The organism is Azospirillum thermophilum, from assembly GCF_003130795.1.
Classification (GTDB): Bacteria; Pseudomonadota; Alphaproteobacteria; order Azospirillales; family Azospirillaceae; genus Azospirillum; species Azospirillum thermophilum.
The window spans coordinates 587,178-607,143 of record NZ_CP029352.1; the positions used below are offsets into that span (position 1 = coordinate 587,178).

Here is a 19,966-nt window from a genome sequence, read left to right on the forward strand (position 1 = left end):
TTGGCGAATAGTAACGATCGAGCGCGGATTGTGACGATGTGTGACGCGCAAGGTAAGACACGCTGCATTTGAGTATGGAAATGATAAAAATTTGGACGAATTGCGCCGATGACGGGGATGCCGTGCGTGCTAAGCTCCCGGCTGATCGAGCCGAGGGGGGTGACGATGCGGAAAACGGGTAGCCGCCGGGCGGCGAAGCGGGCAGCGCCGGCCCCGGTTCTGGCTTTGGCTCTGGCCTTGGGGGCGGCGCCGGCCTCCGCCCGGACGGTGACGATCCTGGCGCCGGAGCTGCCGCCGATGATGACCGCCGAGGGCAAGGGGCACGAGGCCGCCATCATCGGCGAGACGCTGGAGGCCTGCGGCCATACGGCCAGTTTCCGCGTCGTGCCGTTCGGCCGGCACTGGATCGACTTCCGGGACGGTGCCCAGGCCGGCGCCGCCGCGGATGCGGTGACCACCGTTCCGACGGGCATGGAGCTGCCGGGTGCCCGCTCCGTCCCTTACATCCGCTATCAGAACGGCGCCTCGGTCCTGAAGCGGAGCAGGCTGTCGGTCGCCTCGCTGGCCGATCTCGCCGGCAAGCGCGTGGTGACCTTCGCCGGGGCGCTGGACGTGCTGCCGGGACTGCGGGAGGCGGTGCCGGGCTTCGCCGATTTCCGCGAGCGCTCGGACCAGCTCGTCCACTCCAACCTGCTGTTCGCCGGCCGGGTGGATGCGGTGCTGGCCGACGGCCTGATCTTCGCGGAGCACAACCGCCTGCTCCTGGCCAAGGCGGAGATGGGCGGGACGCTGCCCTTCGACCCCCGGCAGGAGGTGGTCTTCGCCGCCATCTTCCCGCCGACGCCCTACACGATGATGTTCCGCGACGCCGCGCTGCGTGACGCCTTCGACCGTTGCTTCTCGGACCTGGAGAAGAAGGGCAGGATCGATGAGATCAACCGCGCGGCCGTCGAGCCTTACCGGGCGACCGTTCGCAACCAGTACTTGCGGTATTGATTTGCGATCACTTCCATTTTGACTGATCGTTGAAACGAATAGTTGGCTATCCCGTGCGATGGCGATAACATCGGACGAAACGGGGCCGTATCGAGGGTAATGCTACTGTGGCGCGCATCGTCGTCGTTGAAGATGAAGCCGACCTGCGTGACGATCTGGTCGAGTACCTCGAGCGGTGCGGCTATGAGGTGCGCGGGGCTGCCAGCGGAAGCGAACTGGACGCGGTGCTCGAGCAGGGCACGGCGGACGTCATCATCCTGGACGTCAACCTGCCGGACGAGGACGGATTCTCGATCGCCCGCCGCATCCGCACCGCCAGCAATGCGGCGATCATCATGCTGACCGCGCGGTCGAGCCTGATCGACCGGGTGATCGGGCTGGAGCTTGGGGCCGACGTCTATCTCGTGAAGCCCGTCAACTTCCGCGAGGTGGAGGCGCAGATCAAGGCGCTGCTCCGGCGCCAGGGCTCCGAAGTCGGGTTAACGCTGGTTTACGAACGGCACGGTTTCTGATTCGGTGGGGCCGAACCGGATCGGGGGTGCCGTGCCATGAGTTCCATCGCAGCCGAATTTGGTCAGAAATCGCGTCTGAAGGCGCTGCTGGATCATTTTTCGCTGATCGACGATCCGCGCGATCCGTGGCGGGTGGCCTATCCCTTGCCGGAGATTCTGCTTCTGGCGGTCTGTGGGACGATCGCCGATTGTGAGGATTATGAGGCGATCGCAGCGTGGGGCGAAGCCCGGCTCGATTTTCTGCGGCGGTTTCAGCCCTACCATCACGGGGTGCCGAGCGGACGCTGGCTGACCGTGTTCATGAACCGGATCAACCCGTGCCTGTTCCAGGACTGCTTCACAGCCTGGGTGCGCGAGGCTTGGCCCGACCGCCCCGAGCTTGTCGCCATCGACGGCAAGACCTCGCGGCGCAGCCATGACCGCAGCCGCGCTCAAGCCCCTCTCCACTTGGTGTCGGCCTTCGCCACCACCAGCCGTCTGGTGCTCGGGCAGGAAGCCGTCGAAGACAAGGCTGGCGAACTCGCGGCCATTCCCGTTCTTCTGGAGCGCCTGGCGGCCGACGGCGGCCTCACGGGAGCGATCGTGACCATCGACGCCATCGCCTGCAACGCCACCATCGCCCAAGCCATCCGCGACGCCGGGGCCGACTACCTGCTGGCGGTCAAGGCCAACCAGCCGACCCTGCGCGATGAGATCGAAACTTACTTCGCCGAGGCCCCGGACGTGGCCCTCGAGCACGCCACCGACATCGACAAGGGCCATGGCCGGATCGAGCAGCGCACGGTCACGGTCGCCCGCGAGGTCGATTGGCTGACCGGCGAGCGCCGCTTCCCCGGCGAGGTGCGTCTGCCCGCCGTCGCCTCGATCATTCGGGTTGGCAGCAAAGCCGAGTTGAAGGACCGCTGCCGCTTCGACACCCGCTACTACGTTTCTTCCGCCACGCTGAGCGCCCAGGCAGCGGCTGAGGCCATTCGGGGCATTGGGGCATCGAGAACCGGCTGCATTGGGTTCTCGACGTCGTCTTCACCGACGACCAGTCCCGCTTGCGCAAGGGACATGGCGCTCAGAACATGGCCGTCGTCCGCCATTTCGCCATCAATCTCGTCCGCAAGGCCGAGGAACCCGCCCGGCCGCGCTCGGGACTGCGGCGCGCCACCAAAAAACCGGCCAAACCCAAAGCGACAAGCATCAAGCTCCGACGAAAGCTGGCGGGATGGGACACCGATTACCTCGACGCCATCCTTGCCGCCAAAATCCGTTAACCTGGATTCGGAGCCCTGTCCGGCGCATCCAGAAGCCCGCCGCCGGTGCGGCCTCGCCGCAGCCTTTCCCCCAGGCGCCCTCCGCGCCGCTGCCCGAGAGCCGGCACGAGAGCCGGTCCGACACCCGGAAGACCTGGCTGTTCGACGACACGGAGTGGCGCATCCAGCCGCCGGCCGGCCCGGCGGTCTCGCTGACGGCCGCGGAGTACAAGTTCCTCTCCTTACTGGTGGTCGCGCCGGGAGAGCCGGTGAGCCGCCAGGACATCTCGCTGGCCCTGACCGGGCGCGACTGGGATCCCTACAGCCGCTCGATCGATTCGCTGGTGCGGCGCCTGCGCATGAAGGTGGAGGAGCGCGCCGGCGCCCCGCTGCCGGTGCAGGCGGTCCACGGGGTCGGCTATGCCTTCGTCGGCGCGGTCCAGCGCAGCGGCCAGGAGGGACCGGCCGCCTGAGCCCCGGATTCCCCGGCGCCGGTATCCTTGGGTGTAGGTTTCTTTGGACGTCAGGCTTCGGGGCTGCGCGGTTCCGGCACCAGGACCGTGCCGCAGATGGCGTGGGCCGTCGCGATCCCCTGCTGCACCGCCGTCTGGGCGATCAGCCCCTGGCCGAAGGCGAAGGAATAGAACAGGAAGGCGCGGGCCGACGCCTCCTGCTGCGGCAGTCCCAGCGCGATGAACAGGTCGGCGACGCAGCGCAGGCGCTCCTGGTCGACCTCCGCCACCACCGCGGCCGCCTCGGGCGCCCGCCGCGCCCAGTCGCGCACCGCCAGCTCGATGGCGAGGCCGCGCGGGTTGGCGCCATTGTAGAGCGCCAGCAGGTCGTGCAGCCGCTGCGCCGGCTCGTGGCCGTCCAGCCGGGTCTGTTCCTTGATCGCCGCGATGCGGCCCTGCTTCCACTGGTCGAGCAGGGCGGCCATCAGGTCGGTCCGGTCGCGGAAGTGCCAATAGAAGCTGCCCTTGGTGACCTTCAGCTTCTTCGCCAGCAGCTCGACCCGCACCTGGTCGACCCCGCCTTCGGCAAGAGCCGAGAAGGCGGCGGTCAGCCAGGACTCGCGGTTCATCGTCTTTGCTTCCATCACCGGATCCCGAACGGCCATACGCCCGCGTATCGAAACGCGTTCGGCGATTTATAAACGATCGGATCGGTTTTGGGCAGGATTGTTGCCGGTCCGACCGTTCGCAGGCTCGTCTTTCCGGGGCCGTCCGGCCGGTCAGCCGGTGAAGAGGGCCTTGTGCTGGTCGCGCAACAGGTTCTTCTGCACCTTGCCCATCGCGTTGCGCGGCAGCTCGTCCATGAAGAAGACGCGCTTGGGCACCTTGAAGTTGGCGAGCTGCGCCTTGCAGGTGGCGATCACCGCCGCCTCGTCCGGGCTGGTCAGGCCGGGGCGGCGCAGGACGACGGCGGTCACCGCCTCGCCGAAATCCGGGTGCGGCACGCCGACCACCGCCGACTCGACCACGCCGTCGATGGCGTCGATCACCGTCTCGACCTCCTTGGGGTAGACGTTGAAGCCGCCGGAGATGATCAGGTCCTTGGCCCGGCCGACGATGTGGACATAGCCGCGCCCGTCGATCCTGCCGACGTCGCCGGTGATGAAGAAGCCGTCGTGCCTGATCTCCTGCTTCGTCTTCTCGGGCATCCGCCAGTAGCCGGAGAAGACGTTCGGCCCCTTCACCTCGATGATGCCGATCTCGTCGGTGCCGAGGGTCCCGCCCGTCTCCGGATCGACGATGCGCAGCTCCACCTCGGGCAGCGGGAAGCCGACCGTGCCGGGGATGCGGTCGCCGTCCAGCGGGTTGCTGGTCAGCATGCCCGTCTCCGTCATGCCGTAGCGCTCCAGGATGGCGTGGCCGGTGCGGGCGGAGAATTCCTTGTGCGTGTCGGCCAGCAGCGGCGCCGAGCCGGAGATGAACAGGCGCATGTGCGACGTCGCCTCGCAGGTCAGGCCGGGATGGGCGAGCAGGCGGGTGTAGAAGGTCGGCACGCCCATCATCACCGTCGCCTTCGGCAGCAGCCCCATCACCTGGTCCGCGTCGAACTTCGGCAGGAAGATCATCGAGCTGCCGTTCAGCAGCACGCAGTTGGTCGCGACGAACAGGCCATGGGTGTGGAAGATCGGCAGGGCATGCAGCAGCACGTCGTCGGGCTGGAAGCCCCAGATCCGGTGCAGCGTCAGCGCGTTGGAGGCGAGGTTGCGATGGCTCATCATCGCCCCCTTCGACCGGCCGGTGGTGCCGGAGGTGTAGAGGATGGCCGCCAGATCGTCGGGCGCCGCCGGCACGGTGTCGAAGGCGCCGTCGCGGTCCGCCGCCTGCGCGGGCAGGGTGCCGTCGCCCCGGGTGCCGAGCGTCAGCAGATGGGCGACCTTCGCACCGTCCGCGACCCCGCGCAGATCGTCCGCCGTCTCCGGACGGCAGATGAAGACGTGCGGCTCGGCGTCGGTCAGGAAATACTCGACCTCCGCCCGGGTGTAGGCGGGATTCAGGGGCAGGTAGACGCCGCCAGCCCGCACGGTGGCGAGATAGAGGACGATGTTCTCGGCGGACTTCTCCACCTGCACGGCGACCCGGTCGCCCTTCTTCAGGCCGAGGTCGGCCAGCAGCCGGGCGTAGCGCCCGACCATGCTGTCCAGCTCGCCGTAGGTGACGGTGCGGCCGTCGTCGGTGACGATGAAGGGGCGGGACCGGTCGGCCGGAAAGCGCGAGCGGAGCAGGTCGTAGAGGTTGTCGCTCGCGGGAGCGGTGGCGTCGGCCATGGTTGCGAATCCCCCTGGGAAGTATTTTGCTTGTTGCATTGGCGGATACCACAAGGCCGGGTCCCGCCGCCACGGTTTTGTATCCGCTGGAGCCTATTCCTGTATACGGTCGCCGCCCATGATCGACACGAACTCCGTGAAGATGTCGATCTGGATGGTGACGTGACGGCGCATCGCCTGATAGGCGCGCTCCGGATCGCCGGCCAGCACCGCCTCCACCACGGCGTCATGCTCGACGAAGCTGTCGTCGACGCGGGCGGGGTGGTTCAACTGGTACCGCCGGTAGGGGGCGAGGCGGACGAACAGGCTGCGCGCGATCTCCTGCAGCGGCTCGTTGTGGCTGCCGGCCTGCAGCGCCTCGTGGAAGGCGCGGTTCAGGGCATAGTAGGCGTCGAGGTCGCGGGCCCGCATGTGGGCCTTCGACTCCTCGTGGATGCGCTTCAGCGCCTGCTTCTCCTCCTCCGACATGCGGCGGGCGGCGTAGCGGCAGCACAGCCCCTCGATCTCCGACATCACCTCGAACATCTGCACCATGCGGTGCAGCTTCAGCGGCGCGACCACCGCGCCGTGGCGCGGCTGCTTCTCCACCAGCCCGGCATGGACGAGCTGCAGGATCGCCTCGCGGATCGGCGTGCGGGAGATGTTGAAGCGCTGCGCCAGACTCTCCTCGTCCAGGCGGCTGCCGGGGCGCAGGCGGCCGAGGAAGATGTCCTCCTCGATGGCGAGCCGAACCTCGTCGGCACGGGTGGCGCCCTTCCTGTCGGGCTGGTGGTCCGGCATCAGCACTCTTGTCTTTCCCTTCCTCGATCCCTGTCCGATCCCGTCGGACCATCTGGTGCGGCCACGTTCGGGACACAACTCGATACGGTTCCGTATACAAAGATTGGACAGGCAGTATGCGTTGTGCTAGGCCTGAACGCCAAGAAAGAACGCGGGGGCGCGCTCGCGACGCCCCGAGCCCTGGGGAGAAAACCATGGATTTCACGCTGTCCGAGGATCGGCAGGCCTTCCGCGACGCCGCGCGCGACTTCGCCGTGAACGAGATGGCGCCGCAGGCGGCCCGCTGGGACGAGGAGTCGGTCTTCCCGGTGGAGACGCTGCGCCAGGCGGCGGCCCTGGGCTTCGCCGGCATCTATGTGCGCGAGGACGTCGGCGGGTCGGGGCTCGGCCGCCTCGACGCCGCGGTGATCTTCGAGGAACTGGCCGCCGCCTGCCCGTCCACCGCCGCCTACATCTCCATCCACAACATGGCGTCGTGGATGATCGACCGGTTCGGCAGCGACGAGCAGCGCCGCCGCTGGCTGCCCGACCTGACCGGCATGACCCGCTTCGCCAGCTATTGCCTGACCGAGCCGGGGGCGGGATCCGACGCGGCCTCGCTGCGCACCCGGGCGGAGCGCGACGGCGACCATTACGTGCTGAACGGCTCCAAGGCTTTCATCTCCGGCGGCGGCACCTCGGACGTCTATGTCTGCATGGTGCGCACCGGCGAGGCGGGGCCAAAGGGCATCTCCTGCCTCGTGGTGGAAAAGGACACGCCCGGCCTGTCCTTCGGCAAGCAGGAGCACAAGCTCGGCTGGAAGAGCCAGCCGACCGCCGCGGTGATCTTCGAGAACTGCCGCGTCCCGGTGGCCAACCGCATCGGCGCCGAGGGCGAGGGCTTCTCCATCGCCATGAAGGGGCTGGACGGCGGGCGTCTGAACATTGCCGCCTGCTCGGTCGGCGGCGCCCGCTTCTGTCTGGAGCAGGCGATCGCCTACACGGCCGAGCGCAAGCAGTTCGGCAAGCCGCTGAACGCCTTCCAGGCCCTGCAGTTCAAGCTGGCCGACATGGCGACGGAGCTGGAGGCGGCACGGCTGATGCTGCACCGCGCGGCGGTCAGCCTGGACAACGGCTCGCCCGATGCCACGATGCACTGCGCGATGGCCAAGCGCTTCGCCACCGACGTCGGCTTCCAGGTGGTGAACGAGGCGCTGCAGCTCCACGGCGGCTACGGCTACATCAGGGAATATCCGATCGAGCGGATTTTCCGCGACCTGCGGGTGCACCAGATCCTGGAGGGCACCAACGAGATCATGCGCGTCATCATCGCGCGCAAGCTGACCGGCGGTTGATCGCGCCGCCCGGTCCCGCTGGCCTGCATACAACGACAAGACCACACAAGGGGGAAACGCCATGGCGACCATCGCCTTCATCGGACTCGGCAACATGGGTGGCCCGATGGCCGGCAACCTGCTGAAGGCCGGCCACGCCGTCCGCGGCTTCGACCTGTCGGAGGCCGCCTGCGCCGCCGCGAAGGAGGCGGGCGCCACCATCGCCGGCAGCCCGGGCGACGCCGCCAAGGGTGCCGAGGTGGTCGTCACCATGCTGCCGAGCGGCGCCCATGTCCGCCAGGTCTACACCGGCGAGGGCGGGGTGATCGCCTCCGCCGGTCCCGGCAGCCTGTTCATCGACAGCTCGACCATCGACGTCGCCTCCGCCCGCGCGGTGGCCGAGGCCGCCACGGCGGCCGGCCACGTCATGGTGGACGCCCCGGTGTCGGGCGGCGTCGGCGGGGCCGCGGCCGGCACCCTGACCTTCATGGTCGGCGGCAGCGACGCGGCCTTCCAGCGGGCCGAGCCCTTCCTGCAGGTGATGGGCAAGACCATCGTCCACGCCGGCGCCGCCGGCGCCGGGCAGGCCGCGAAGATCTGCAACAACATGATCCTCGGCATCTCGATGATCGCGGTGTCGGAAGCCTTCGCGCTGGCCGAGAAGCTGGGCCTCGACGCGCAGAAGCTGTTCGACATCTCGTCGAAGTCGTCGGGCCAGTGCTGGTCGCTGACCAGCTATTGCCCGGTTCCCGGCCCGGTGCCGGCCAGCCCGGCCAACCGCGACTACCAGCCGGGCTTCGCCGCCGCAATGATGCTGAAGGACCTGAAGCTGGCGGTCGAGGCCGGCCAGACCTCCGGCGCCTCGCTGCCGCTGGGGGCCGAGGCGGCGCAGCTCTACTCGCTGTTCTGCAACGCCGGCAACGGCGGCATGGACTTCTCCGGCATCGTCACCATGCTGCGCGGAAGGTCTGACGCGGATCGGCCGGGGAGGGGGCTCGCGGGTTCCTCCCCGGTCCGTCATAGGAGCCGCAAAATCGGATCGCGGCTGTAGTCGTCGTCCCAACTGTCGGGATCGAAGGGATTGACCAGCAAAACGCCGAGGGCGCGGAAATCGCCGAGGTTCCTGGTAGCGACAGCATAGCCTTTGACCAGGGCGGTTGCGGCGATCACCTTGTCCCCGTCCCGCAAGGACGGGAAGCGGACGGAGATTTCCGCCCACTTGTCGGCCACGGCGACGTCGATCGGGAGGATCCGGTCGGCGAAGCTGTCCGTCAGTTCCCTGTACCACGCCGTCTTGAACGCCAGCCTGTCCAGGTTCCGGGCCCTGACCCTGGGATCCTTGTCCCTGGCGGCCGTCTGCTCCAGCAGAGCGAGGCCACGACGCATCTCCGCCACCGTGATGGCGCTGAGATAGACGAGGCCCGCATAGCGTTGCAGCCACTCCGCGACCGGGGAACTGCCGGCCGTCGGGTTGGACACGATGTTGGTGTCGGCGATGTATCCGGGAATCGCCATGCCGGCCTCAACCGGCGACCCGGTGCTGGTCCGCCCTGTCCTCCCGCTCCTCCCCGCTCTCCAGCTCGGCGGTCATGCCTGCCAGTTCCTCGGCTGAAAAGGGCGAGGAGGTAAGCAGCCGGGAGAAGTTCGTTTCCGCCTGCCGGACCAGCCTCCGGTAATCGTCGGCCGAGAGCATCACTGCCACCGGTTCCCTGTGACGCATGATCACCTGGGGCCCCTGTTCCACGGCCGTCGCCACCAGTTGGGTGAATTGCTGCTTGGCATCGGCCGTCTGCCACTGTGCCATGTCGCACCTCCGCTTTCATTTATGTCCATAATGGACATTGTCGCGCCCGGCATCAAGCGGCGGGCTTGCTGCGCTGGTGTCGGACGAGTGCGAACGGGAGGAGGCGGGACCATTCTTCCGGCCGGCCTCCGACGCGCGGCTTCCCGCGCGCCGGGGCGCGGTCCGACCGCCGCGGCTCAGTCGCTCTGCTGCATCATGATGGCGTCGGACTCGCGGCCGCGGAAGTGGATGTTGCCGTCGGCGTCGAGGAAGGCCCAGTCGCCGGTCAGGTAATAGCGGCGGCCGTGGCGGAAGCGGCGGGCGGTGCGCTCGGGGTCGTTGGAATAGGCCTCGAACCAGAAGAGCGGCGAGTGGTCGACGTCGATGGCGATCTCGCCGGCGCCGCCGACCGGCGCCTCCCGGCCGTCCTGGTCGAGGATCACCACGCGGAATCCCGGCATGGGCCGGCCGAGCGAGCCGTCGCCCGGCTCCTTTCCGCCGTCCGGGTCGTAGCGGTTCATCATGAAGATGCCGGTCTCGCGCTGGCCGTACTGGTCGAGCAGCGGGACCCTCACCACGCGGTTGGCCCAGCCGATCAGCTCCGGCGGCAGCGGCTCGCCCACCACCGACAGGATGCGCAGGGCGAGCTGGCGCGGGCCGCCTTCCGGGTCGGCGCTGTGCCAGGCGCGGATCTGCGAAGGGGCGGCGGTCAGGTTGGTGACTCCGAACTTGGTCAGCACCCGGTAGCCCTGCCGCACGTCGTAGGGGCCGTCGCAGAAGATGGTGGTGCGGCCGAGCAGCAGGGGCCCGACCAGCCCGTAATAGGCGCCGTAGGCCCAGCCCGGGTCGGCCATGTTCCAGTAGATGTCGTCGTCGCGCAGGTCGAGGCCGATGCGCATGTACTGCTCGATCCCCGACAGCGCCTTCACCGGCAGGCAGACGCCCAGCGGCTTCGGCTCCGATTCCGAGGTGTACATCAGGGCGAAGGGGTCGCGGTCGGCATAGCGGGCGACCTCCTCCAGCGGCGACGCCTCGTGCAGGGCCGACCAGAAGGGCACCGCGTCGGCGCCCGGCCCGAAGGCCTCGTCGCCCTCCACCGTCACCACCGGCCGGGCGTTGTCGCGCGGCACCTTGCGGCGCAGGAAGCCGTTGGTGACGATGGCGCGGGCATCGCTGTCGGCCAGCCGGTAGGACACGGCGGCCGGTGTGTAGGTGGTGAAGAGCGGCATGTAGACCCCGCCCAGCCGCCAGATCGCCAGCGCCGCGATCAGCAGCTCCGGCCCCTTGGGCAGCAGCACCGCCACCCTGTCGCCGTGGCCGACGCCCAGCCGCCGCAGCACGGCGGCGAAGCGCGCGGAATCATGCTCCAGCCGGGCGAAGCTCAGCTCCGTCGTCTGGCCGGCGACGCTCTCGTGCAGCAGGGCGGCGCGCGCGCCGTCGGCGCGGGCATGGCGGTCGCACAGCAGGTCGGCGAGCGGGATGGCGTCGCCCTGGTATTCCGGGCGCAGGAAGGCGGTCGGGCGCACCGCGGCGGCGCCGGACAGGCTCTCCGCCGGCCCGTCGATTCCGTGGCGGGCGGCGGCGATGCGGCCGAGCAGGTCGAGCTCCGGTCCCAGATGGTAGCGGCGGCTGCGCGGATCCTGGTCGACGAAGCGCTCCCGCGCCAGCGCGGTCAGCAGCCGGTGGGCCGTCGCCTTCGACAGGCCGGTGTCGGTCATCAGGTCGGCCAGCCGCGCCCCCTCCGCCCCATAGGCCGCGACGGCACGCAGCAGGGCCAGCGCCCGCTCCAGGCTCTGCGTGCCGCCGGGGGAGGAGGCGCTCTCGCGATAGGCGGTGTCGGTGTCGCTCGTCATCGTCTCATAATATGGACCTTGCGACCGCTTGTCGCCGGAAAAAACATGCAAGGACGGAATGTCAGTGTTGATAACAGAGCGATATACGGTATATAGTGGCCGCGTTGCTCAGAGGACGGTCCATCATATGGACCAGTTCGGCCGACAAACGATCGGCCCAACAAAAAAGCAGAGCCACCAGCAACGGAGGAGGAAATGTCAGGCGCGCCCGTCGCATCGCCACGAGGTTACGCCCAACCGGCCGACGCCGCCCAACCGGAGGTCATCTTCGAAGCCCGCGGCGTCTCACTGCGCTTTGGCGGCGTGCAGGCCCTGACCGACGTCAGCTTCGGGATCCGCAAGGGAGAGCTGTTCTCCATCATCGGACCGAACGGCGCCGGCAAGACCTCGATGGTCAACTGCATCTCCGGCCGTTACCGTCCCACCGACGGCAAGGTCTATTTCAAGGGCCGCGACGTCACCGGCATGACGCCCAACCACCGGGCGTCGCTGGGCATCGGCCGCACCTTCCAGAATCTGGCTCTGTTCGGCCACATGACGGTGCTCGACAACATCATGGTCGGGCGCCATCACCTGCTGAAGAACAACTTCCTCACCGGCTCGCTCTACTGGCTGACCGGCGCGCGCAAGGAAGAGCTGGCGCACCGCCGCGAGGTCGAGGAGATCATAGACTTCCTCGAAATCCAGCATGTCCGCAAGGCGACCGCCGGCACCCTCTCCTACGGCCTGCGCAAGCGCGTGGAACTCGCCCGCGCCATCGCGCTGAAGCCCGACCTGATCCTCCTGGACGAGCCGATGGCCGGCATGAACCTGGAGGAGAAGGAGGACATGGCCCGCTACATCGTCGACCTGAACGAGGAGTGGGGCATGACCGTCGTGATGATCGAGCACGACATGGGCGTCGTCATGGACATCTCGCACCGCGTCATGGTGCTGGAGTTCGGCAAGAAGATCGCCGAGGGCGCGCCGGAAGAGGTGCTGGCCGATCCGCGGGTCCGCCGCGCCTATCTGGGCGAGGACGACGAGGAAGACACCACCCCCGTCCAACCCGCCCCCCGCCAGGAGGTCGCGTGATGGCTTCCGCATCCAACCTGCCCGACCTGTCCGTCCACGACACGCTGCCCAAGCTGCTGTCGCTGCACGCCAGGCAGCACCCCAACGACGTCGCGCTGCGCGAGAAGGACTTCGGCATCTGGAAGCCGCTGACCTGGGCGCAGTATCACGCCCGCGTCCGCGCCTTCGCGCTCGGCCTCCTGAAGATGGGGGTGGTGCGCGGCGAGGTGGTCGGCCTGCTCGGCGACAACCGCCCGGACTGGGTGGGCGGCGAGGTCGCCTCCCATGCCATCGGCGCCATGAGCCTCGGCATCTACCGCGACGCTCTGGACGAGGAGGTCGCCTACCTCATCACCTACGCCGACGTGAAGGTCGTCTTCGCCGAGGACGAGGAGCAGGTGGACAAGCTGCTGAACCTGGGCGAGCGCCTGCCCACGCTGCAGCACATCATCTATTCCGACCCGCGCGGCATGCGCAAATACCACGACCCGCGCCTGATGCCGGTCACCGACCTGATCGCGCTGGGCGAGGAGCTGCACGCCGCCCAGCCGGACCTCTACGAGGATCTGGTCGGCCAGACCCGCGGCGAGGACGTGGCGGTGCTCTGCACCACCTCGGGCACCACCTCCAACCCGAAGATGGCGATGCTGCCGGCCGGGCGCCTGCTGCGCCATTGCGCCAGCTACCTGTCGGTCGATCCCAAGGGGCCGGAGGACGAGTATGTCTCGGTCCTGCCGCTGTCCTGGATCATGGAGCAGGTCTATGCGGTCGGCATGGCGATGCTCTCGCGCATGCGCGTGAACTTCGTCGAGGAAGCCGAGACGATGATGCACGACTTCCGCGAGATCGGGCCCAGCTTCGTGCTGTTCGCCCCGCGCCTGTGGGAGGCCATCGCCGCCGACGTGCGCGCCCGCATCATGGACGCCTCGCCCTTCAAGCAGAAGATGTTCGACCTCGGCATGAAGCTGGGGCTGGAGGCTCTGGCGCAGGGCCGGCGATCCTGGGTGGCCGACCAGATCCTGTTCCGCCCGCTGCGCGACCGGCTGGGCTTCACCAACCTGAGGTCGGCGGCGACCGGCGGTGCCGCCCTCGGTCCCGACACCTTCAAGTTCTTCCAGGCGCTCGGCGTTCCGCTGCGCCAGATCTACGGCCAGACCGAGACGATGGGCGCCTACACCGTCCATCGCGGCGACGACGTCGACTTCGACACGGTCGGCGTGCCGTTCGACGGCGGCATCGAGGTGAAGGTGATCGACCCCGACCACAACGGCGTCGGCGAGATCGTCACCCGCCACCCCAACATGTTCGCCGGCTATTACCGGAACGAGAAGGCCACCGTCGCCGACATGCGCGACGGCTGGATGCACACCGGCGATGCCGGCTTCTTCGACAAGAAGGGCCATCTGGTCATCATCGACCGCATCAAGGACATCGCCACCACCGCCAACGGCGACCGCTTCAGCCCGCAGTACATCGAGAACAAGCTGAAGTTCAGCCCCTATGTCGCCGAGGCGGTGATCCTGGGCGACAAGCGGCCCTACCTGTCGGCCATCGTCTGCATCCGCTTCTCCATCGTGTCGAAGTGGGCGGAGAAGAACCGCATCGCCTTCACCACCTATTCCGACCTGTCCTCCAAGCCCGAGGTCTACGAACTGCTGCGGGCGGAGGTGGAGAAGGTCAACGCGACGCTGCCGGAATACCAGCGCATCTCGAAGTTCCTGCTGCTCTACAAGGAGCTGGACGCCGACGACGGCGAGCTGACCCGCACCCGCAAGGTGCGCCGCGGCGTCATCTCCGAGAAGTACGGCACCATCATCGACGCGATCTACGACGACAAGCCGAAGATCGACGTCGACACCACCATCACCTTCCAGGACGGCACCAAGCAGCGCATCCGCACGACGCTGACCGTGATCGACCTGCTGCCGACCAAGGCCGCGACGGCCGAGCCGGTCGCCGCGTGAGGGGGATGCGATGCCTGCACTTGAACGTCCTCTTCCCCTCACCCTGACCCTCTTCCCGGCGGGGGGAGGGGATACCGCGATCCTGACGGGCGAGGCCACGCCATGACCCTGTTCTTCCAGCTTCTCGTGAACGGACTGATCGTCGGGGCGCTGTACGGCGTCGTCGCGATGTCCTTCGTCCTGATCTACAAGGCCAGCCGCATCGTGAACTTCGCCCAGGGCGAGTTCCTGCTGATCGGCGCCTGGACCTGCTGGTGGCTGCTGACCAAGTTCCAGATTCCCTTCTACCTGGGTTTCCCCATCACGCTGGTCTTCATGCTGATCTTCGGCGTGGTGCTGCAGGTGGTGGTGCTGCGCCCGATGATCGGCGAGCCGATCATCTCCGTCATCATGGTCACGATCGGCCTGTCGATCGTCTTCCAGGCGATGATGAAGTGGATGTTCGGCGTGTTCGCCAAGCCCTTCCCGCCGATCTTCGCCAGCCCGACCGTCAACGTGCTGGGGCTGGAGGTGCAGACGGTCTACGTCGTCTCGCTGGCGATCTCGATATTGATCATGGCGGGCTTCGGCTGGTTCTTCAAATACTCGCGCCTCGGCCTCGCCATGCGGGCGACCGCCTTCGACCAGCAGGTGGCCCAGTCGCTCGGCATCTCGGTCCGCCAGATGTTCGCCATGAGCTGGGCGATCTCCGCCATGGTCTCCGCGGTGGCGGGCGTGGTGGTCGGCGTGGTCAACGGCGTGTCCTCGGCGCTCTCCTTCTTCGGCATCAAGGTCTTCCCGGCGGTCATCCTCGGCGGCCTCGACAGCGTCATCGGCGCGGTGCTGGGCGGCCTGATCGTCGGCGTGCTGGAGAACCTGGCGCACTATGTCGACAGCCAGTGGCTGAACTTCGGCAACATGTACGAGATCGCGCCCTTCTACGTCCTGATCATCATCCTGATGATCAAGCCGTACGGCCTGTTCGGCACCAAGGACATCGAGCGCGTGTAAGGAGGCCGCACCCATGGCGAACGCAAGCATCATCCCGTGCGGCGACTTCAAGACGAGCTACGCCGCCGACACCACCGTCTTCCCGACCACCACCAGCCGCAACTTCGCCATCCTCGGCATCATCCTGCTGCTGGCGGCCCCGGCCTTCATGGACCGCTACTGGCTGAACCTGCTGATCCAGATCGGCTATCTCGGCATCGCGGCGCTGGGCCTGAACATCCTGGTCGGCTTCACCGGCCAGATCTCGATCGGCCATTCCGCCTTCTTCGGCTTCGGCGCCTTCGCCTCGGCCTGGCTGAACAACAGCCTGGGCATCCCGGTGGTGCTGGCGATCCCGCTGGCCGGCGTGGTGACCACCGTGGTCGGGCTGATCTTCGGCATGCCGGCCGCCCGGCTGAAGGGCCTCTACCTCGCCATCGCGACGCTGGCGGCGCAGTACATCCTGCAGGACTTCTTCTCGCGCGCCGACTGGTTCACCGGCGGCACCAACGGCACCATCGCCGAGGCGCTGACCATCTTCGGCTTCGCCTTCGACACGGACGAGCGCTACTTCTACGTGGTGCTGGTGGCGATGGTGGTGATGTACCTGCTGGCCACCAACCTGATGCGGACCCGCGACGGCCGCGCCCTGGTGGCGGTGCGCGACCACTACCTGTCCGCCGAGATCATGGGCATCAACCTGACGAAGTACCGGACGATGTCCTTCGGCATCTCCGCCTTCTATGCCGGCATCGGCGGCGCTCTCTACGCCCACTACCTGCAGTTCGTCTCGGTGGAGGGCTTCACCATCCTCTTCTCGATCCAGTTCCTCGGCATGATCATCATCGGGGGCTGGGGTCGATCATGGGCACGCTGATGGGCACCGCCTTCATGGTCCTCCTGCCCGAGGCCATGCAGGCCGCGACCAAGCTGGTCAGCGGCACGTCCATCGATACCGCGCTGAACCTGAAGGAGAACATCGCCTTCCTGCGCGAGATGTCGATCGGCATCGTCATCATCCTCTTCCTGGTGTTCGAGCCCGACGGGCTGGCCCACCGCTGGAAGCAGATCAAGGCCTACTGGAAGCTCTACCCGTTCTCGCACTGACGTTCCGAGATCACCCAAAACAGAACGAACTAGGGAGAAACGCACCATGACGCTGAAGACCGCGCTGTTCGCGACGGCCGCCCTGATCGCCGCCACCGGCGCCGCCTCCGCCCAGTCGATCCCGGTCGGCCATCTCGCCGACCAGTCGGGCGCCACCTCGGACGTGGGCGTGCCCTATGCCCAGGGCGTCGCGGACGCGCTGGCCTACATCAACGCCAAGGGCGGCGTGAACGGTACCAAGCTGGCGGTCGACACGGTCGACTACGGCTATCAGGCGCCGCGCGCCATCAGCCAGTACAAGAAGTGGTCGTCGGGCAGCGACAAGATCGCAGCACTCCAGGGCTGGGGCACCGCCGACACCGAGGCGCTGACCGGCTTCGTCGGCAAGGACGAGATCCCCGCCTATTCCGGCTCCTACTCCGGGCACCTGACCGACCCGACCGGCAAGGGCACCCACGGCTCCAAGCCGGCCCCCTACAACTTCTTCTACGGCCCGTCCTACTCCGACGCGCTGCGCGGCATGCTGATGTGGGCGGCCGAGGACTGGAAGAAGAAGGGCGGCCAGGGCAAGCCGAAATACGTCCACATGGGCGCCAACCACCCCTATCCGAACGCCCCGAAGGAGGCCGGCGAGGCACTGGCCAAGGAACTGGGCTTCGACGTGCTGCCGGCCGTGCAGTTCGCCCTGACCCCCGGCGACTACACCGCCCAGTGCCTGACGCTGAAGGAGGCGGGCGCCAACTACGCCTATCTCGGCAACACCGCCGGCTCCAACATCTCGGTGCTGAAGGCCTGCCAGACGGTCGGCGCCAAGGTGCAGTTCATGGGCAACGTCTGGGGCATGGACGAGAACGCGGCGAAGGCCGCCGGCGCCGCCGCCGACGGCGTCGTCTTCCCGCTGCGCACCGCCGTCACCTGGTCGGGCGAGGCGCAGGGCATGAAGACCATGCAGGAGATCTCGAAGATCTCCGACGCGGCCGGCACCGCCTACCGCCCGGTGCATTACCTGGCCGGCGTCTGCACCGCCTTCTACATGAAGGAGGCGATGGACTGGGCGGCGAAGAACGGCGGCGTCACCGGCCCGGGCATCCGCAAGGGCATGTACCAGAAGAAGGACTGGGTGCCGGCCGGGCTGGAGGGCGTCTGCGTGCCGTCCACCTGGACCGAGACCGACCACCGCGGCATGACGGCGGTCAACATCTACCGCGCCTCGGTCAAGGGCGACACCGGCGCCAATGTGGACGAGCTGGTGAAGGCCGGCACGATCAAGCTGGAGAAGATCGCCACCGTCGACGTCCCGCGCAAGCCGGAATGGCTGGGCTGGTAAGACCCGCCGACACGCCTCCCCCGTCCCGGCGGGGGAGGCGCCTTCCGCATCCCTTCGTTTCAGGTGCCGCATGCTGAACGCCGCCACGGCCACTCCCGCCCAACAGGTCAACGGCGCCCCGCCGGTCGCCCCGGCCAAGCGCACGCTGCTTTCCGTCAACAACATCGAGGTCGTCTACAACGACGTGATCCTCGTGCTCCGCGGGCTCAGCCTGGAGGTGCCGGAGGGCGAGATCGTGGCCCTGCTGGGCGCCAACGGCGCCGGCAAGTCCACGACGCTCAAGGCGATCTCCGGCCTGCTGAAGACGGAGGACGGCGAGGTCACCCGCGGCGACATCACCTTCGCCGGCGAGCGGATCAACGGCATCGACCCGGACAGCATCGTCCGCAAGGGCATCTTCCAGGTGATGGAGGGTCGCCGGATCATCGGCGACATGACCTGCCTGGAGAACCTGCGCCTGGGCGCCTTCACCCGCCGCGACAACGGCGTGAAGGACGACCTGGACATGGTCTTCCACTATTTCCCCCGCCTGAAGGAACGCACCGGCCTTGCCGGCTACCTGTCGGGCGGCGAGCAGCAGATGCTCGCCATCGGCCGCGCCATGATGGCCCGCCCGAAGCTGATCCTGATGGACGAGCCGTCCATGGGCCTGTCGCCGCTGATGGTGAAGGAGGTCTTCGGCATCATCCGGCAGATCAACAAGGACCTGGGCGTCACCATCCTGCTGGTCGAGCAGAACGCCCGCATGGCCCTGCAGGCGGCCAGCCGCGGCTACATCATGGAAAACGGCAAGGTGGTGCTGGACGGCACGGCCGACGAGCTGCGCAACAACGAGGACGTGAAGGAATTCTACCTCGGCGGCGGCAACGAAGAGCGCAAGAGCTTCAAGAACCTGAAGAGCTTCAAGCGCCGCAAGCGCTGGATCTGAGCGGGCGCGGCCGCGCGCGGCCGGTCTCCCCCCCTCCATCCTTGCCGGACTGCCGCCGCAGGGTCCCTGCACGACCCGCAAACGGACGCCTGCAGAACCGACGCCCGCAGAACGGACGAACGACCATGACCGACTTCTACGACGACCTCGAGACGCGCTCCCCGGCCCGGCGCGAGGAGGAGCTGTTCGCCGCCCTGCCGGCCCAGCTCGCCCATGCCAAGGCCAACGCCCCCTATTTCAGCCGCCTGCTGGCGGAGGTCGATCCCGCGTCGGTCCGCGACCGCGCCGGCCTTGCGGCCCTGCCGGTGACCCGCAAGTCCGACCTGATCGCCCTGCAGAAGGACGCGCCGCCCTTCGGCGGGCTGGCGGCCCTGCCGGTCGGCCAGCTCGCGCGGGTCTTCGCCTCGCCCGGCCCGATCCACGACCCGGAGCCCTACGGCGCCGATCCCTGGCGCAGCGCGCGGGCGCTGTTCGCCGCCGGCTTCCGCAAGGGCGACCTCGCGCAGAACTGCTTCGCCTACCACATGACCCCCGCCGGCTCGATGTTCGAGACCGGGGCCCATGCGGTCGGCTGCGCCGTCATCCCGGCCGGCACCGGCAACACCGAGCTGCAGGCCCAGGTGGTGGCGGCGCTGAAGCCGCGCGGCTACATCGGCACGCCGGACTTCCTGAAGATCATCCTGGAGAAGGCGGACGAGCTGGGGCTCGACAGCGCCTCGCTGAAGATCGGCAGCGTGTCGGGCGGCCCCTACCTGCCCGACGCCCGCGCCTTCTACGAGGCGCGCGGGCTCGACATCTACCAGTGCTACGGCACCGCCGACCTCGGCATCGTCGCCTACGAGACGCCGGCCCGCTCCGGCCTCGTCGTGAACGAGGGGGTGATCGTCGAGATCCTGCGGCCCGGCACCGGCGATCCGGTTCCCGACGGCGAGGTGGGGGAGGTGGTGGTGACCCTCTTCTCCGAGGCCTATCCGCTGGTCCGCTTCGCCACCGGCGACCTCTCGGCGGTGATGCCCGGCGAGAGCCCCTGCGGCCGCACCAACGTCCGGCTGCGCGGCTGGCTCGGCCGGGCCGACCAGACGACCAAGGTCAAGGGCATGTTCGTCCACCCCTCGCAGGTGGCCGAGGTGCTGCGCCGCCACCCGCAGCTTCGCCGGGCGCGGCTGGTGGTCGGGCGGGCCGACGCCAGCGACACCATGACTCTGCGCTGCGAAGCGGAGGAGGGCGGGGAGGCTTTGGAGGCTGCCGTGCGAGAAACGCTTGCGTCGGTAACAAAATTGCGCGGTACTGTCGAGCTCGTCCCGCCCGGCAGCCTGCCCAACGACGGCAAGGTGATCGAGGACGCCCGCGCCTGACGGTTCTGC

17 protein-coding genes and 2 pseudogenes are annotated in these 19,966 nt (G+C 68.0%); 13 read left to right on the forward strand and 6 right to left on the reverse strand.

What is annotated here, in order from left to right:
* The first annotated feature begins 225 nt into the window (after positions 1-225).
* The 4 genes and pseudogenes from DEW08_RS02630 (at position 226) to DEW08_RS02645 (ending at position 3,222) form a co-directional block, all read left to right on the forward strand.
* Positions 226-996 carry a type 2 periplasmic-binding domain-containing protein gene (locus tag DEW08_RS02630; protein WP_281262034.1) on the forward strand — a complete coding sequence of 257 codons (771 nt, stop codon included), beginning with the start codon at positions 226-228 and terminating at the stop codon, positions 994-996.
* Positions 997-1,103: 107 nt separating this feature from the next.
* Complete coding sequence (locus tag DEW08_RS02635) at positions 1,104-1,508, forward strand: response regulator transcription factor (RefSeq protein WP_342760727.1); 405 nt, start codon at positions 1,104-1,106, stop codon at positions 1,506-1,508.
* Positions 1,509-1,544: 36 nt separating this feature from the next.
* Positions 1,545-2,770 (forward strand): annotated as a pseudogene (locus tag DEW08_RS02640) (ISAs1 family transposase).
* Positions 2,722-3,222 (forward strand): winged helix-turn-helix domain-containing protein, encoded by a 501-nt coding sequence (locus tag DEW08_RS02645; protein ID WP_245986103.1) that lies wholly within the window; start codon positions 2,722-2,724, stop codon positions 3,220-3,222. Before DEW08_RS02640 ends, DEW08_RS02645 begins: the two are co-directional and overlap by 49 nt.
* A gap of 50 nt (positions 3,223-3,272) precedes the next feature.
* Here the strand turns inward: DEW08_RS02645 and DEW08_RS02650 are convergent, their stop codons facing one another.
* The 3 genes from DEW08_RS02650 to DEW08_RS02660 form a co-directional block, all read right to left on the reverse strand.
* Entirely contained in the window at positions 3,273-3,845 is a 573-nt protein-coding gene (locus tag DEW08_RS02650; protein ID WP_109324251.1) for a TetR/AcrR family transcriptional regulator, read from the reverse strand.
* A 135-nt stretch (positions 3,846-3,980) separates the two neighbouring features.
* Positions 3,981-5,525, reverse strand: a complete 1,545-nt coding sequence (locus DEW08_RS02655) for a malonate--CoA ligase (protein ID WP_109324252.1) — start codon at positions 5,523-5,525, stop codon at positions 3,981-3,983.
* Between the two features lie 93 nt (positions 5,526-5,618).
* A complete protein-coding gene (locus DEW08_RS02660; protein WP_109325246.1) occupies positions 5,619-6,305 on the reverse strand; it encodes a GntR family transcriptional regulator in 687 nt (228 codons plus the stop codon).
* A gap of 194 nt (positions 6,306-6,499) precedes the next feature.
* Between DEW08_RS02660 and DEW08_RS02665 the strand changes: the two genes are divergently transcribed.
* Together DEW08_RS02665 and mmsB are read left to right on the forward strand one after the other, a co-directional pair.
* Entirely contained in the window at positions 6,500-7,639 is a 1,140-nt protein-coding gene (locus tag DEW08_RS02665) for an isobutyryl-CoA dehydrogenase (RefSeq protein ID WP_109324255.1), read from the forward strand.
* 61 nt (positions 7,640-7,700) lie between these two features.
* Complete coding sequence (gene mmsB / locus DEW08_RS02670; protein WP_109324256.1) at positions 7,701-8,669, forward strand: 3-hydroxyisobutyrate dehydrogenase; 969 nt, start codon at positions 7,701-7,703, stop codon at positions 8,667-8,669.
* Here the strand turns inward: mmsB and DEW08_RS02675 are convergent.
* The 3 genes from DEW08_RS02675 to DEW08_RS02685 all read right to left on the reverse strand — a co-directional run bounded on the left by DEW08_RS02675 (position 8,636) and on the right by DEW08_RS02685 (position 11,254).
* Positions 8,636-9,133, reverse strand: a complete 498-nt coding sequence (locus DEW08_RS02675; RefSeq protein ID WP_109324257.1) for a PIN domain-containing protein — start codon at positions 9,131-9,133, stop codon at positions 8,636-8,638. The two genes, mmsB and DEW08_RS02675, sit on opposite strands and share 34 nt — an antisense overlap.
* A gap of 7 nt (positions 9,134-9,140) precedes the next feature.
* A complete protein-coding gene (locus tag DEW08_RS02680; RefSeq protein WP_109324258.1) occupies positions 9,141-9,422 on the reverse strand; it encodes a type II toxin-antitoxin system Phd/YefM family antitoxin in 282 nt (93 codons plus the stop codon).
* Between the two features lie 176 nt (positions 9,423-9,598).
* Positions 9,599-11,254 (reverse strand): AMP-binding protein, encoded by a 1,656-nt coding sequence (locus DEW08_RS02685; protein ID WP_109324259.1) that lies wholly within the window; start codon positions 11,252-11,254, stop codon positions 9,599-9,601.
* A gap of 195 nt (positions 11,255-11,449) precedes the next feature.
* On the opposite strand from DEW08_RS02685, the gene DEW08_RS02690 reads away from it, so the two are divergent.
* The 7 genes and pseudogenes from DEW08_RS02690 (at position 11,450) to DEW08_RS02720 (ending at position 19,957) form a co-directional block, all read left to right on the forward strand.
* Complete coding sequence (locus DEW08_RS02690) at positions 11,450-12,328, forward strand: ABC transporter ATP-binding protein (protein ID WP_211107100.1); 879 nt, start codon at positions 11,450-11,452, stop codon at positions 12,326-12,328.
* A complete protein-coding gene (locus DEW08_RS02695; protein WP_109324260.1) occupies positions 12,328-14,271 on the forward strand; it encodes a long-chain fatty acid--CoA ligase in 1,944 nt (647 codons plus the stop codon). Before DEW08_RS02690 ends, DEW08_RS02695 begins: the two co-directional genes overlap by 1 nt.
* 102 nt (positions 14,272-14,373) lie before the next feature.
* Complete coding sequence (locus tag DEW08_RS02700) at positions 14,374-15,261, forward strand: branched-chain amino acid ABC transporter permease (protein WP_109324261.1); 888 nt, start codon at positions 14,374-14,376, stop codon at positions 15,259-15,261.
* 13 nt (positions 15,262-15,274) lie between these two features.
* Positions 15,275-16,347, forward strand: a pseudogene (locus DEW08_RS02705) (branched-chain amino acid ABC transporter permease).
* 46 nt (positions 16,348-16,393) lie between these two features.
* On the forward strand, positions 16,394-17,674 hold the full coding sequence (locus tag DEW08_RS02710) for an ABC transporter substrate-binding protein (RefSeq protein WP_109324262.1): 1,281 nt from the start codon (positions 16,394-16,396) through the stop codon (positions 17,672-17,674).
* Positions 17,675-17,744: 70 nt separating this feature from the next.
* Complete coding sequence (locus DEW08_RS02715) at positions 17,745-18,602, forward strand: ABC transporter ATP-binding protein (protein WP_245986106.1); 858 nt, start codon at positions 17,745-17,747, stop codon at positions 18,600-18,602.
* A 125-nt stretch (positions 18,603-18,727) separates the two neighbouring features.
* Complete coding sequence (locus DEW08_RS02720; protein ID WP_109324263.1) at positions 18,728-19,957, forward strand: phenylacetate--CoA ligase family protein; 1,230 nt, start codon at positions 18,728-18,730, stop codon at positions 19,955-19,957.
* The last annotated feature ends 9 nt before the right edge of the window (positions 19,958-19,966 follow it).